Annotated in this window: 3 protein-coding genes and 1 pseudogene; 3 read left to right on the forward strand and 1 reads right to left on the reverse strand. The window is 62.7% G+C overall.

From position 1 onward, the window contains the following. Positions 1-45: 45 nt before the first annotated feature. Positions 46-1059: a GNAT family N-acetyltransferase gene (locus AC6CIA_RS15845; protein WP_498313311.1), complete on the forward strand. Its 1014-nt coding sequence runs from the start codon at positions 46-48 to the stop codon at positions 1057-1059. Positions 1060-1613: 554 nt separating this feature from the next. Here the strand turns inward: AC6CIA_RS15845 and AC6CIA_RS15850 are convergent. Then, positions 1614-2165 carry an RNA polymerase factor sigma-70 gene (locus AC6CIA_RS15850; RefSeq protein WP_029298131.1) on the reverse strand — a complete coding sequence of 184 codons (552 nt, stop codon included), beginning with the start codon at positions 2163-2165 and terminating at the stop codon, positions 1614-1616. Positions 2166-2442: 277 nt separating this feature from the next. Between AC6CIA_RS15850 and AC6CIA_RS15855 the strand changes: the two are divergent. Together AC6CIA_RS15855 and AC6CIA_RS15860 are read left to right on the forward strand one after the other, a co-directional pair. Then, positions 2443-2559, forward strand: a pseudogene (locus AC6CIA_RS15855) (thioesterase); the annotation flags it as partial. Between the two features lie 83 nt (positions 2560-2642). Next, complete coding sequence (locus AC6CIA_RS15860) at positions 2643-15584, forward strand: non-ribosomal peptide synthetase (RefSeq protein WP_498313313.1); 12942 nt, start codon at positions 2643-2645, stop codon at positions 15582-15584. Positions 15585-15636: the final 52 nt, after the last annotated feature.

Genomic DNA, 15636 nt, shown 5'->3' on the forward strand with positions numbered 1-15636 from the left:
CACGTCACTTCGTCTAACTGTCGACGATTCCTGTGAGCCCTCTGCATGCCCAATCCCAACGCTTTGTCCGTCCTGCCGCTGCCGACAGGGCCCGCCCTGAATGCCGATGAAAGCGACAGCCGCCTGACCCTGACCCTTGCGGGTCAGCCGCTGTTACGCCTGCACCTGGAGCGCGGCGATACGCTGCAGCTGCACTTGCTCACGCCGGGTGAAGTGCCGGCTGCGCGTGCCGTGTGGGCAGCCTGTTATTGGCTGTTCGCGCGGCAGCCCGAGTGCCAGCAACTGACCTGGCATCTCGAGCACGCGCCTGACGATGCACTGCGCAGCGGCTTGCTGGTCGCGACTGACGTTGCTGGCCAGTTCCGCAGCGAGCGCACGCTGTTCTGGCAATTGCCGCAGCCCTGGTTGGGCCAACCTTTCGGCAGCGGCTACCCGCAACAGATGATCATCAGCGCCGGCAAACGTCATCCCGCTCGCGCGCCCAAGCCGCGCGGCGAAGTCTATCGCCGTTTTGACGTGCGCCTGGGCGCCTGGGTGTCATTGCGCACGCTTGAGGTGGAGGTTGATCTGGCCCGTTTCAATCGTTGGCAAAACAGCGCCCGCGTGGCGAATTTCTGGCAGGAAAGCGGCAGTCTGGAACAGCACCGTGAATACCTGGACCGGCTCGACGCCGACCCGCATTGCCTGACCCTGATCGGTTGTTTCGATGATGAACCGTTTGCCTATTTCGAGGCCTATTGGGCCAAGGAAGATCGGATCGCACCGTTCTATGACGTGGCGGATTATGACCGAGGTATTCATATGCTGGTTGGAGAGGAACATCACCGGGGACCGCACAAGGTCGCCAGTTGGTTGGCGGCGCTGGCGCACTATCTGTTTCTCGACGACCCGCGCACCCAGCGCGTGGTGGCCGAGCCGCGTGCCGACAACGCCAAAATGATCCGCTACATGCAGAATCAGTGTTTTCACTGCGAGAAAGAGTTCGATTTCCCCCACAAGCGTGCGGCGCTGATGATCCTTGGACGCGAACGTTTTTTTGATCGGTGCGGGTTGGTGTGAGGGGGCCTGTAAGCGCCAGTCTTTTCAGGGTTTTTGAAAAACCAGTCGCATGTGGCCGATACCGAGCTGTCGAGAGCTGAAGATCTGTCAGCGGGTGAAACCATTGTGGGAGCTGTCGAGCTTAAAAAAGGCGGCGTTGGCTGTAAGATAATTGGCAGGTTTGGAAACCGCCCCTCACCCTAACCCTCTCCCCAAAGGGGAGAGGGGACCGACTGAAGTGTGCTGAGAAAATGGGCGACCTGAGCAACCGTTTTGATTTTGGATTCAACGCCGATCTGTCAGGTCGCCGTAAACCGCCGATATCCCCCGATCAGTCCCCTCTCCCTCCGGGAGAGGGTCAGGGTGAGGGGCGGTTTCCAAACCTGCCAATGATCTAACTGCCACCCCGCATCTTTAACCTCGGCTCACTTTGCCGACAGATACTCACGGATCGGTATCAAGGCCTTTGAAGCGCTGGCTGCCGGCGCGGATTCAATAGCCGTCCTTACTCAAAATACCGATACATACCCCGACCCAAGCCCACCCTCAGCAGCTCTGCGCTACTGCACGCATGCTCAGACGCGCCGCGCAAAGGTATCGCTGTGCGTCCCGGAAACCTTGCGGCAGTGCACCAGCGCATCGCGAATCATGAAGTTCACCAGGGTCGGCGAAACCCCCAGTTCCTTGGCGATGTCCTTCTGCGGTACACCGTGCAAACGGTACATCTCAAACGCATAGCGGGTTCGTTGGGGCAGCTCGGTCAGCGCGTCGGCGATGTTTTCCAGGGTGGAAAAGTTGATATGCGAGGTTTCAGGCGATGCGCCGTGAATGACTACATTCAAACCTTCCTCCTCGGTCCCGGAGTACTTCAGCTCGAGCGCCTGCTTGCGGTAGTGGTCGATGGCCAGGTTACGCACGATCTGGAACAGATAACTGAGTTGAGCCTTGAACGAGGAGGTGATCTGCGGTGCTGATTGCAGCCTGAAGTAGGCGTCTTGCACCACGTCTTCGGCGCGTGAGCGGCAGCCGGTAATGCGTGCCGCGATCTTGACCAGGATCAACCGGTTATCAACGAAAGCCTGGAGAAGTGGCGAGTCGCACCTGCTTGTGGAGACTTGTTCCGTCATGGAAAGCACCTTGCTGCAAATAAGGTTAGTGGAGGGCATCCGTGCTGCGACCTCCTACACATCGGGCAACAAATTATTCTTAATGATAATTATTGTCAAATGAGAAGGCGAACTAATCTTATATCTGAATGCGAACTGTGAGACAGGTCTCTTTATTCCCCGGCTCCTCTCGGGCACTAATTATTTGCCGATGCCATCCGTTTCCATGGGTGACAGGCCGGGCTAGCTGCCGGCCAAGGATTTGCACCCGGAGGAGGGCGACATGGGTTTCTATCGCGAAATCAGCGCCGAGCTGCACGCCCCACATGCCTTGTTCGGCCACAGCCTGGTTGGTTTGCTGGCATTCGCGCCGGTCCACGCCTTGCGCGAGCGAGGCTTGCCGCAACCGCGGGCGACCGGCTGATCAGTTCGTCGCCTGCGCGCCTTCGCCTTCTATCCCCGATTTCCCCGTAAGCCGATTTCAGGCAGGAACCCTTCATGATGGACGCCTTCGAACTTCCCCGCACGCTGGTCCAGTCGCTGCAACAGCGTGCCGCGCAGACCCCGGATCAAGTGGCGCTGCGCTTTCTGGCCGAATCTGTCGAGCAAAGCGTCGTGCTCAGCTATCGCGAGCTGGACCTGCGCGCCCGTACCATCGCTGCCGCCTTGCAGGCTTCGGCTGAGCCGGGCGAGCGCGCCGTGCTGTTGTTCCCCAGCGGTGCGGATTACGTTGCGGCATTTTTCGGCTGCCTGTATGCGGGCGTGATCGCGGTGCCGGCCTATCCGCCGGAGTCCAGCCGGCGCCATCATCAGGAGCGGTTGCTGTCGATCATCGCCGATGCCGAGCCGCGGCTGTTGCTGACCAGTACCAGCTCGCGTGACGCGCTGGCACAGATCGATGAAGCGCCGCCGTTGCTGTGTGTCGACGATCTGAATAGCGCGATTGCTGAAAGTTGGCTCGCCCCGCACCTGCAGGACGATGATATTGCCTTCCTGCAATACACCTCCGGTTCCACCGCCTTGCCCAAAGGTGTGCAAGTCAGCCACGGCAATCTGGTGGCCAACGAACTGCTGATCCGACGCGGTTTTGGCATCGACCTGAACCCCGATGACGTGATCGTCAGCTGGCTGCCGCTGTACCACGACATGGGGTTGATCGGCGGCTTGTTGCAGCCGATTTTCAGTGGTGTGCCTTGTGTGTTGATGTCGCCGGCATATTTCCTCGCCCGGCCATTGCGCTGGCTGGAAGCGATCAGCCAATACGGCGGCACCATCAGTGGCGGCCCGGATTTCGCTTACCGTCTGTGCAGCGAGCGGATCAGTGACGCGGCCTTGGAGCGCCTGGACTTGAGCCATTGGCGCGTGGCTTATTCCGGCTCTGAACCGATTCGTCTGGACACCCTGGAACGCTTCGCCGAGAAGTTTGCCACCTGCGGTTTCACCGCCGAGAGTTTCTTCGCCTCCTATGGCTTGGCCGAAGCGACCTTGTTTGTGGCCGGAGGGCAGCGCGGCCAAGGCATCCCGGCCTTGCGCCTGGATGATCAAGCCTTGGCCGCCAACCGTGCCGAGCCAGGGCAGGGCAGCGCGATCATGAGTTGCGGCACCAGCCAGCCCGAGCACGCGGTGCTGATTGCCGATCCCCAGACACTCAGCGAATTGGCGGACAGCACCGTCGGTGAGATCTGGGCCAGCGGTCCGAGTATCGCCCAGGGTTACTGGCGCAATCCCGAAGCGAGCGCCACCACGTTCGTCCAGCATCAAGGCCGCACTTGGCTGCGCACCGGTGACCTGGGGTTTATCCGCCAGGCTGAAGTGTTTATCACCGGGCGCTTGAAAGACCTGCTGATCGTACGGGGCCACAACCTCTATCCACAGGACATCGAACAAACCATCGAGCGTCAAGTCGAGGCGGTGCGCAAGGGCCGGGTCGCGGCGTTCGCGGTTGACGACCAAGGCCTGGAAGGCATCGGCATTGCGGCGGAAATCAGCCGCAGCGTACAGAAAATCCTGCCGCCCGAAGCCCTGGTCAAAGCCATCCGCCAAGCCGTGGCCGAGGCCTATCAAGAAGCGCCGAGCGTGGTGGTGTTGCTCAACCCCGGCGCGTTGCCGAAAACCTCCAGTGGCAAGGTCCAGCGTTCGGCTTGCCGCAAGCGCTTGGCCGATGGCAGCCTCGACAGCTACGCACAGTTCCCTGAGTTGAACGTGCAGGCTGACGCCGCTGCGCTGGTGGGCGAACTGCAAAGCCGGATCGCCGCGATCTGGTGCGAACAGTTGCAGGTGGCGAGCGTGGCCGCTGACGATCACTTCTTCCTGCTGGGGGGCAACTCCATCAGCGCCACCCAAGTGGTCGCCCGCTTGCGCGAAACCCTGGGCCTGGAACTCAACCTGCGCCTGTTGTTCGAGGCCCCGACACTCGCGGCGTTTGCCGCCGGCGTCGGGCAATTGCAGGAGGCCGGCGGCGTGGTCCAGGGCTCGATCCAGACGCTCTCGCGCCAGGAGGATCTGCCGCAGTCCCTGGCCCAAAACCGCCTGTGGATTACCTGGCAACTCGACCCACAGAGCAGCGCCTACACCATTCCCGGCGCGTTGCGCCTGCGCGGCGAGCTTGATGAAGAGGCTGTGCGTAGCAGCTTCCAGCAGTTGCTCCAGCGTCATGAAGCCCTGCGCACGCGTTTCTATGAACGTGATGGCCAGGCTTTCCAGCGCGTGGACGCGCAGCGCAAGGTTGATCTGCAAGTCATCGACCTCCGCGACTTGCCTGTGAGCGAGCGCGAAACCCGTGCCCGACAACTGCGCGAAGACCAGGCCCGTACCTGCTTCGATCTGGAAAAAGGGCCGCTGTTCAGGGTCACCTTGCTGCGCCTGCACGAGGATGAGCACCAACTGCTGGTGACGATGCACCACATCATCGCCGACGGTTGGTCGCTGAATGTGCTGATCGACGAGTTCTCGCGCCTTTACGCTGCGGCTGCCACGGGTCAGGGCGTTGAATTGCCGGCGCTGGCCATGCAGTACGCCGACTACGCCAGTTGGCAGCGCCAATGGTTGGCCGAAGGCGAAGGCCAGCGCCAGTTGGCCTACTGGAAGCAGCAGTTGGGTGACGAGCATCCGGCGTTGAGTCTGGCCACCGATCATCCACGTTCGGCCCAGCAACGGCGCAGTGCGTCGCGTTACAGCGTGCGCCTGGATGCGAGCTTGGGAGAAGCCATTCGCCAGACCGCCCAGGCCCATGAAAGCACGCCGTTCATGCTGTTGCTGGCGGCGTTCCAAAGCTTGCTGCATCGCTACAGCGGCCAGCGCGACATCCGTGTCGGCGTGCCCAACGCCAACCGACCACGCCATGAAATCCAGGGCCTGGTCGGCTTCTTTATCAATACGCTGGTGCTGCGCGCTGAACTGGACGCGCGCCTGCCGTTCAGTCAATTGCTGGCGGCGACCCGCCAGGCCGCGCTGGATGCGCAAGCGCATCAGGATCTGCCGTTTGAGCAACTGCTGGAAGCCTTGCCGAGCGCCCGTGAGCACGGCTTGTTCCAGGTCATGTTCAACCACCAGCAGCGTGACCTCGGCGCCTTGCGCCGCTTGCCCGGTTTGCTCGCGGACGAGCTGCCGTGGCACAGCCGTGAAGCCAAGTTCGACCTGCAGCTGCACAGCGAAGAAGATCGCAACGGGCGCTTGAGCCTGTCCTTCGACTACGCCGATGAACTGTTCGACGCCGCCTCGATCGAGCGTCTGGCCCAGCACTTGGTTAACCTGCTGCAGGCTATCTGCGCACAACCGCAACAGGCCATTGGTGACTTGAACCTACTGACTGCCGATGAGCAGGCCCAGCAACGCCAATGGGCTCAAGCAGCCTGCCAGCCCGCGCAAGCCTGGTTGCCGGAGCAGCTCAACCGGCAGACCTGCGAGCGCACCGCGCTGGTCTGGCAGGACGGCAGCTTGACCTATGCGCAACTGCACAGCCAGGCCAACCGCCTCGCCCATTATCTGCGGGACAAGGGCGTCGGCCCCGATGTGTGCGTCGCCATCGCCGCCGAGCGTTCACCGCAACTGTTGATCGGTTTGTTGGCGATCCTCAAGGCGGGTGGTGCCTACGTGCCGCTGGACCCGGATTACCCGCGCGAACGCCTGGCGTACATGCTCAAGGACAGCGGCGTACACCTGCTGTTGACGCAATCTTCGTTGCTGGAGCAACTGCCGGTTGCCGAAGGCGTCTGCGTGATTGCCATGGACAGCCTCAAGCTCGATAACTGGCCCACTCAAGCGCCGGGCCTGCACCTCAATGGCGACAACCTCGCCTACGTGATCTACACCTCTGGCTCCACCGGCCAACCCAAGGGCGTGGGCAATACCCATGCGGCATTGGCGGAACGTTTGCAGTGGATGCAGGCCACCTATCAACTGGATGAAACCGATGTGCTGCTGCAAAAGGCCCCGATCAGTTTCGACGTGTCGGTGTGGGAGTGTTTCTGGCCGCTGATCACCGGTTGTCGCCTGGTCCTGGCTGGCCTGGGCGAGCATCGCGATCCGCATCGCATTGCACGTCTGGTGCAGGAACACGCGGTGACCACGCTGCACTTTGTGCCGCCGCTGCTGCAGCTGTTTATCGATGAACCGCTGGTTGTCGAATGCACCAGCCTGCGTCGCCTGTTTTCGGGCGGTGAAGCCTTGCCCGCCGAGTTGCGCAATCGTGTGTTGGCGCGGCTGCCGGCGGTACAGTTGCATAACCGTTATGGCCCGACCGAAACCGCGATCAACGTCACCCATTGGCAATGCCGCCACGAAGACGGCGAACGCTCGCCGATTGGCCGGCCGCTGGGCAACGTGATTTGCCGGGTGCTGGACGAGCAGCTCAATCCGCTGCCCAGCGGCGTGCCCGGTGAACTGTGCATCGGCGGGACCGGGTTGGCGCGGGGCTATCTGGGGCGTGCCGCGCTGACCGCCGAGCGTTTTGTCGCTGACCCGTCGGGCGCGGCGGGGACACGTCTGTACCGCACGGGCGACCGCGTGCGCTGGGGAGCTGACGGTGTACTGGAGTATCTGGGGCGCCTGGATCAGCAGGTCAAGGTGCGCGGTTTTCGGGTTGAACCAGCGGAAATCGAAGCGCGCTTGCTGGCCCAGGCGGGTATCGCCCAAGCCGTGGTGCTGGTGCGCGAAACCGCCGTCGGTGCGCAGTTGATCGGGTATTACAGCGCCTGTGGCGAGTTGGACGAACAGAGCATAAAAGACACCCTGGCCGCCGAGGTGCCGGAGTACATGGTCCCAGCGCAGTTGATACGCCTGGACGTGATGCCCCTGAGTCCCAGCGGCAAGCTGGATCGCCATGCCTTGCCGGAGCCGGTGTGGCAGGTGCGTGAACATGTCGAGCCGCAAACTGCCCTGCAACAGCAGATTGCCGGGATCTGGCGCGAGGTGCTGGGGCTTGCGCGCATTGGCCTGCGTGACGATTTTTTCGCGCTGGGCGGTCACTCGCTGCTGGCCACGCAGATTATCTCGCGCACGCGTCAGGCCTGTGACGTCGAGCTGCCGTTGCGCACCTTGTTTGAGGCCAGCGAACTGGCTGATTTTGCTGAGCAGGTGCGGCTGATTCAGGCTGGCGGGCAACGTAACCAGCAAAGCCTGATTGGCACGGTCGACCGCAGCCAGCCGGTGCCGCTGTCCTATTCGCAGCAGCGCATGTGGTTCCTCTGGCAGATGGAACCGGACAGCCCGGCCTATAACGTCGGCGGTATGGCGCGACTGCGCGGTGTCCTGGATATCGGGCGCTTTGAGGCGGCATTGCAAGCCTTGATCATGCGCCATGAAACCCTGCGTACCACGTTCCCGAGCGTCAATGGCGTGGCGCGGCAGCAGGTCGCCGCGCAATCCGGCGTACGCATGGACTGGGAGGATTTTTCCGCCCTGGATGAAGCCGCTCGGCAACAACGCTTGCAGCAGTTGGCCGACCGCGAAGCTCACACCCCGTTCAACCTGGAAACCGGCCCATTGCTGCGTGCGTGCCTGGTCAAGGCTGGCGAGCAGGAACATTACCTGGTGCTGACCCTGCACCACATCGTCACCGAAGGTTGGGCCATGGACATCTTTGCCCGTGAACTCAGCGCGTTGTACGAAGCCTTTATCGACGAGCGCGACTCGCCCCTGGCGCCGTTGCCGGTACAGTATCTGGATTACAGCGTGTGGCAGCGCCAGTGGCTGGAGTCCGGCGAGCGTCAACGCCAGCTGGATTACTGGCTCGCGCAACTGGGCAGCGAACATCCTTTGCTCGAGTTGCCAAGTGACCGTCCGCGCCCGGCAGTGCAAAGCCATCAGGGCGGGTTGTACCGCTTTGACCTGAGTGATGAACTCGCTGCTCGCGTACGTGCGTTCAATGCCGAGCGCGGCCTGACGTTGTTCATGACCATGACCGCGACCCTGGCGGTGTTGCTCTACCGCTACAGCGGCCAGACCGACCTGCGCATTGGTGCGCCGGTGGCCAACCGTATTCGCCCGGAAAGTGAAGGGTTGATCGGTGCGTTTCTCAACACCCAGGTCCTGCGTTGCCGGCTTGACGGTCAGATGCGTGTCGGTGAATTGTTCGAGCAGGTCCGTCACACCGTGATCGAAGGCCAGTCGCACCAGGACTTGCCGTTCGATCATTTGGTGGAAGCTCTGCAACCGCCGCGTAGCGCCGCTTACAACCCGCTGTTCCAGGTGATGTGCAACGTGCAGCGCTGGGAATTCCAGCAACGCCGTCAGCTTGCCGGCATGAGCGTCGAGTATCTGGCCAATGACGCCCGCGCGACCAAGTTCGACCTCAATCTGGAAGTCACCGACCTTGATCATCGGCTGGGTTGCTGCCTGACGTACAGCACCGATCTGTTCGACGAACCGCGCATTGCGCGCATGGCACGCCATTGGCGCAACCTGCTGCAAGCACTGATCGCCGATCCACAGCAACGCTTGAGCGAACTGCCGCTGCTGGAGGCGGGTGAACAACGAGCACTGCAAGACAGTCTCCGGGCCGAGGCGGGCGAGCAGCGTCTCGACCAGTGCATTCATCAGCTATTCAACGCACAGGTCCTGGCCCGTGCCGATGCGCCGGCGCTGACCTTCGGCGATCAGACCCTGAGCTATGGCGAGCTGAACGGCCGCGTCAACCGCCTGGCCTGGAAACTGCGCGAATGTGGGGTTGGACCGCAGGTGCGTGTCGGCCTGGCATTGCCCCGCTCGTTGGAAATGGTCATTGGTCTGCTGGCGATTCTCAAGGCGGGTGGCGCCTATGTGCCGTTGGACCCGGAATACCCGCTGGAGCGTCTGCGCTACATGATCGAGGACAGCGGCATCCGCCTGTTGCTCAGTGACCGGGCAATGTTCGACGCCTTGGGTGACTTGCCGCTTGACGTGAGCCGTTGGTGCCTGGAAGAGGACGGGCCGGCGCTGGCGGATTATCCGGCCAGCGAACCGCCGTTTATCAGCGATGCGCAGCGTCAGGCGTACTTGATCTACACCTCCGGCTCCACCGGCAAGCCCAAGGGCGTGGTGGTGGCCCACGGCGAAATCGCCATGCATTGCCAAGCGGTGATCCGACGTTTCGGCATGCGCCCCGACGATTGCGAGCTGCACTTCTATTCAATCAATTTCGACGCGGCCACCGAACGTCTGCTGGTACCGCTGCTCGCCGGTGCGCAGGTGGTATTGCGGGCCCAGGGCCAATGGGATGCGGAAGAAATGTGCGGGCTGATTCGCCAGCATCGCATCACTATTCTCGGTTTCACCCCCAGTTACGGCAGCCAGTTGGCACAATGGCTCGCCACCCGCCAGCAGACCTTGCCGGTGCGCATGTGCATCACCGGGGGCGAAGCCTTGACTGGCGAGCATCTGCAGCGCATTCGCGAGGCGTTCCAGCCGGCAGTGTTTTTCAACGCCTACGGCCCGACCGAAACGGTGGTCATGCCGCTGGCCAGCCTGGCTCCGGATCAGTTGGAAGAGGGCGCTGGCAGCGTGCCGATTGGCAGCATCGTCGGCGCACGTGTCGCTTATATTCTCGACGCCGACCTGGCGTTGGTGCCACCAGGCGCCAGCGGTGAGCTGTACGTCGGCGGCGCCGGTCTGGCCCAGGGATACCACCAGCGTGCGGGGCTGACGGCGGAGCGCTTTGTGGCTGATCCGTTTGCCAGCGGCGGGCGGCTCTACCGCACCGGCGACCTGGTGCGCCAGCGTGCCGATGGCCTGGTGGAATACCTGGGCCGGATCGACCAGCAGGTGAAGATTCGCGGCTTTCGTATCGAGTTGGGTGAAATCGAAACCCGTCTGCTGGAGCACGAGGCGGTGCGCGAAGCCGTGGTGCTGGCGCTGGATGCCCCCAGCGGCAAGCAATTGGTGGCGTATCTGGTCAGTGATGAAACGGATCCCGGGGTCTTGCGCGAGGCGCTCAAGACGCATCTGAAAGCGCAACTGCCCGACTACATGGTGCCTGCTCACCTGATGGTGCTGGACAGCATGCCGTTGACCGCCAACGGCAAACTCGACCGCCGCGCCTTGCCGCAGCCGGACCCGGACGCCAATCGTCAGCCATTCGTGGCGCCGGGCAACGAACTGCAATTAACCCTGGCGGCCATCTGGTGCGCGGTGCTCAACGTGCAACAGGTCGGCCTGCACGACAACTTCTTCGAACTGGGCGGTGACTCGATCCTGTCGATCCAGGTGGTCAGCCGTGCGCGCCAGGCGGGGATTCATTTCAGCCCCCGCGACGTGTTCCAGCATCAGACCGTGGAGGCTTTGGCGGCGGTCGCCCGTCGCAGCGAACAGGTCAGCGCCGAGCAAGGCGTGCTGAGCGGCCCTTCGAGGCTGACGCCGATTCAGCAGTGGTTTTTCGACAGCGAGATCCCGGCCCGTCATCACTGGAACCAGGCGTTATTGCTGGCGCCGGTGCAGGCCCTTGATCCACGGCGCCTGGAACAGGCGCTGCTGGCGGTATTGGCGCATCACGATGCGTTACGCCTGAGCTTCACCCGCCAGGCGGGACAGTGGCAGGCCACTTATCTGCCGGTGTCGGAAGATGCTGTGTTATGGCTGGCTCAGGTAACGGACATGGAGCAGTCCGCCGCACTCTTCGCCGATGCCCAGCGCAGCCTTGATCTGGAACAGGGCCGGCTGTTGCGTGCCTTGCTGGTGGACGGACCGTTGGGCGAGCAACGCCTGTTGATCGTGATCCATCACCTGGTGGTGGATGGTGTGTCGTGGCGGGTGCTGCTGGAGGATCTGCAACAGGCTTATCGTCAATTGAGCGACGGCCAATCGCTCGGCTTGCCGGCCAAGACCAGCGCCCTGCGCGACTGGGCGGCGCGTTTGCAAGCCTATGCCAGCAGCGAATCCCTGCGTGAGGAGCTCAGCGTATGGCAGGCGCAATTGGCGGGTGCGAAAGTTGAACTGCCAGTGGACCGTGCCCAAGGTTCGCTGCGCGTTCGCGACGCCGAAACGATCAGCGTGCGGCTGGACGCCGAACGTACCCGGCAACTGCTGCAACAAGCGCCGAGCGCCTACCGCACCCAGGTCAACGACCTGCTGCTGACGGCGCTGGCCCGTGTGCTGTGCCGCTGGAGCGGCCACGCATCGGCGTTGATTCAATTGGAAGCCCACGGCCGCGAAAGCCTGTTTGACGAGATTGACCTGACGCGCAGCGTCGGTTGGTTTACCAGCGCCTATCCGCTTCAACTGACGCCTGTGCGGATCGAGGATGCAGCCGGGCAGGGTGCGTCGATCAAGGCCATCAAGGAACAACTGCGCGCGGTGCCCCATAAAGGCCTGGGCTACGGGGTGCTGCGCTACCTGGCGGACGATCAGTGCCGCCAGGCCATGGCGGCGCTGCCCTGCGCGTCGATCACGTTTAACTACCTTGGCCAGTTCGACCAGAGTTTTGATAACGACGCCTTGTTCCACCCGCTGGAGCAGTCCGCAGGTCCGGCGCATGACTTGGATGCGCCATTGCCTAACGCGCTGAGCGTCGACAGCCAGGTCTACGGCGGTGAACTGCTGCTGCGCTGGACCTTCAGTCGCGAGCGCCACGACCACCAGACCATCAGTGAACTGGCGGACGCCTACCTGGACGAATTGCAGAGCCTGATCGCTCATTGCCTGGGGGATGATGCGGGCGGTCTCACACCGTCGGATTTCCCGCTGGCGCGCCTGACCCAGCCGCAACTCGATGCACTGCCGGTGCCGGCCAGCGCCATCGAGGACGTGTATCCGCTGACGCCAATGCAGGAAGGCCTGCTGTTGCACACCCTGCTGGAACCGGGTACCGGTCTTTACTACATGCAAGACCGATATCGCATCAACAGCGAGCTGGATCCCGACCGCTTCGCCCTGGCCTGGAAAGCCGTGATCGCCCGTCATGAAGCATTGCGCGCGTCGTTTTGCTGGAACGTCGGCGAGGACATGTTGCAGGTGATCCACAAACCCGGCAGCACGCCGATCGAATACCTGGACTGGAGCACGATTGCGGAAAACGAGCAGGAGCCACGTTTGCAAGCCTTGCTCAAAAGCGAGCGCGAGGCCGGCTTCGATCTGCTCAACCAGGCACCGTTCCACCTGCGCCTGATCCGGGTCGGCGCGGCGCGCTATTGGTTCATGATGAGCAATCACCACATCCTGATCGATGCCTGGTGCCGTTCATTGTTGATGAACGATTTCTTCGACATCTACATGGCCCTGGGCGAGGGGCGCGAGGCACAACTCGCGGCGCCGCCACGCTATCGCGATTACATCGCCTGGCTGCAACGCCAGGATATGAACGAGGCGCGACAGTGGTGGCAACAGAACCTGCGCGGCTTCGAGCGCACCACGCCGATCCCCAGCGACCGTCCGTTCCTGCGCGAACACGCCGGTCACAGCGGTGGCATGTTGGTCGGTGACTGCTACACGCGGCTCGATGTACGCGACGGCGCGCAATTGCGTGAACTGGCGCAGGCGCACCAGTTGACCGTCAATACCTTCGCCCAGGCGGCCTGGGCGCTGGTGCTGCGGCGCTTGAGCGGCGAACGTGACGTGTTGTTCGGCGTCACCGTGGCCGGACGACCGGTGGAGATGCCCGAGATGCAGCGCACGGTGGGTCTGTTTATCAACAGCATCGCCCTGCGGGTCAAGTTGCCCGAGGAGGGTCAGCCCTGCAGCGTGCGTCACTGGTTGAGTGGCCTGCTCGACAGCAATATGCAACTGCGCGAGTACGAATACCTGCCGCTGGTGACCCTCCAGGAACACAGCGAACTGCCCAAGGGCCAGCCGCTGTTTGACAGCCTGTTCGTGTTTGAGAATGCCCCGGTGGAAGTCTCGGTGCTGGACCGTGCGCAAAGCCTGAACGCGACCTCGGATTCCGGCCGGACCCACACCAACTTCCCACTGACGGCCGTGTGTTATCCCGGCGATGACCTGGGCCTGCACCTCTCCTATGATCAGCGCTACTTTGATGAAAGCACCGTGCAAGGCATGCTCGGCGAATTCAAGCGCCTGTTGCTGGCACTGGTCCGGGGTTTCCATGGCGACATGGCCGATCTGCCGCTGATTGGCGAACAGGAACGCGAGTTCCTGGTGCACGGTTGCAACCAGAGCGCGCATGACTATCCGCTGGAGCGCAGCTATGTCGAGCTGTTTGAAGCCCAGGTGGCGGAGCACCCGCAGCGGATCGTCGCCAGTTGCCTGGACCGGCAATGGACCTATGCCCAACTGAACCGTCGCGGCAACGGTCTGGGGCATGCCTTGGTCGCGGCGGGTGTCGGGCTGGATCAGCCGGTGGCTTTGCTGGCCGAACGCGGCCTCGATTTGCTTGGCATGATTATCGGCAGCTTCAAGGCCGGCGCTGGTTATCTGCCGCTGGACCCCGGCCTGCCGACTCAGCGTTTGAGCCGGCTCATCGAACTGAGCCGCACGCCGCTGCTGGTGTGTACCGAGGCCTGTCGTGAACAGGCCCTGGCGCTGCTGGAAGCGTTCTCCTGCGCCGGGCGGCCAAAGTTACTGGTGTGGGACGAGGTAACGGAATCGGACGCCAATCCCGGGATCTACAGCGCCCCGGACAATCTTGCCTATGTGATCTACACCTCGGGCTCCACCGGCCTGCCGAAGGGCGTGATGGTCGAGCAGCGCGGCATGCTCAACAACCAGTTGAGCAAACTGCCGTACCTGCAACTGAGCGAGCGGGACGTCATCGCCCAGACCGCTTCGCAAAGCTTCGATATTTCGGTCTGGCAATTCCTCGCCGCGCCGCTGTTCGGGGCGCGGGTGGATATCGTGCCGAACACTATCGCCCATGATCCGCAAGGCTTGCTGGCACATGTCCGGTCCCAGAGCATCACGCTGCTGGAGAGTGTGCCGTCGCTGATTCAAGGCATGTTGGCGAACGAACACATCGGCCTCGAGGGGTTGCGCTGGATGTTGCCCACCGGTGAAGCCATGCCGCCGGAACTGGCGCACCAATGGCTGTTGCGTTACCCGGACATCGGCTTGGTCAATGCGTATGGCCCGGCGGAATGTTCCGACGACGTCGCGTTCTTCCGCGTCGACCAGGCATCGACCCGTGGCACTTACCTGCCCATCGGCACGCCCACCGACAACAACCGCTTGTACCTGCTCGATGGTGCGCTGGAACTGGTGCCGCAAGGCGCGGTGGGCGAACTGTGCGTGGCCGGCATCGGGGTGGGGCGCGGTTACGTCAGTGATCCGTTGCGCACTGCCCAGGTGTTCGTGCCGGATCCGTTCGGCGCGGCCGGGGCGCGCTTGTACCGCACCGGCGACCTTGCGCGCCGCCGCCGCGATGGCGTGCTGGAATACGTCGGGCGTATCGACCATCAGGTGAAAATCCGCGGCTATCGAATCGAATTGGGCGAAATCGAAGCCCGCCTGCATGAGCAAGCGGAAATCCGCGATGCGGCGGTCGGCGTGCAGGATGGCGTCAATGGCAGGCACTTGGTGGGTTACCTGGTGGCGACCGAGGCGGCCTTCAATTCCGCGCAATGCCTGGACCGTATCAAGCAACGCCTGCGGGCCGAGCTGCCGGAGTACATGGTGCCGTTGCATTGGCTGTGGCTCGAGCGCCTGCCGCTGAACGCCAACGGCAAACTCGACCGCAAGGCCTTGCCGAGCCTTGAAATCGGTCAGTTGCACAGCCAGGACTATCTGGCACCGCGCAATGAGCTGGAGCAGACGCTGGCCGCGATCTGGGCCGAAGTGCTGAAGGTTGAGCGGGTCGGGGTCAGGGACAACTTCTTCGAACTGGGCGGACATTCGTTGCTGGCCACGCAGATTGCCTCGCGGGTGCAGAAAACCTTGCAACGGGATGTGCCGCTACGGGCGATGTTCGAGTGCAGCACGGTGGAGGCGTTGGCGGGGTATATCGACGGGCTGGCGGCCAACGAACTCAGCGCCGGAACGGTGGATCGGTTGAGTGATCTGATGGCTGAACTGGAAGGGTAGTGAGCTAACCGTCGGTCGGAGGAATCATGGTTTTCCAGCAGAACTGTCAATT

This window comes from Pseudomonas sp. GQ91, from assembly GCF_059758795.1.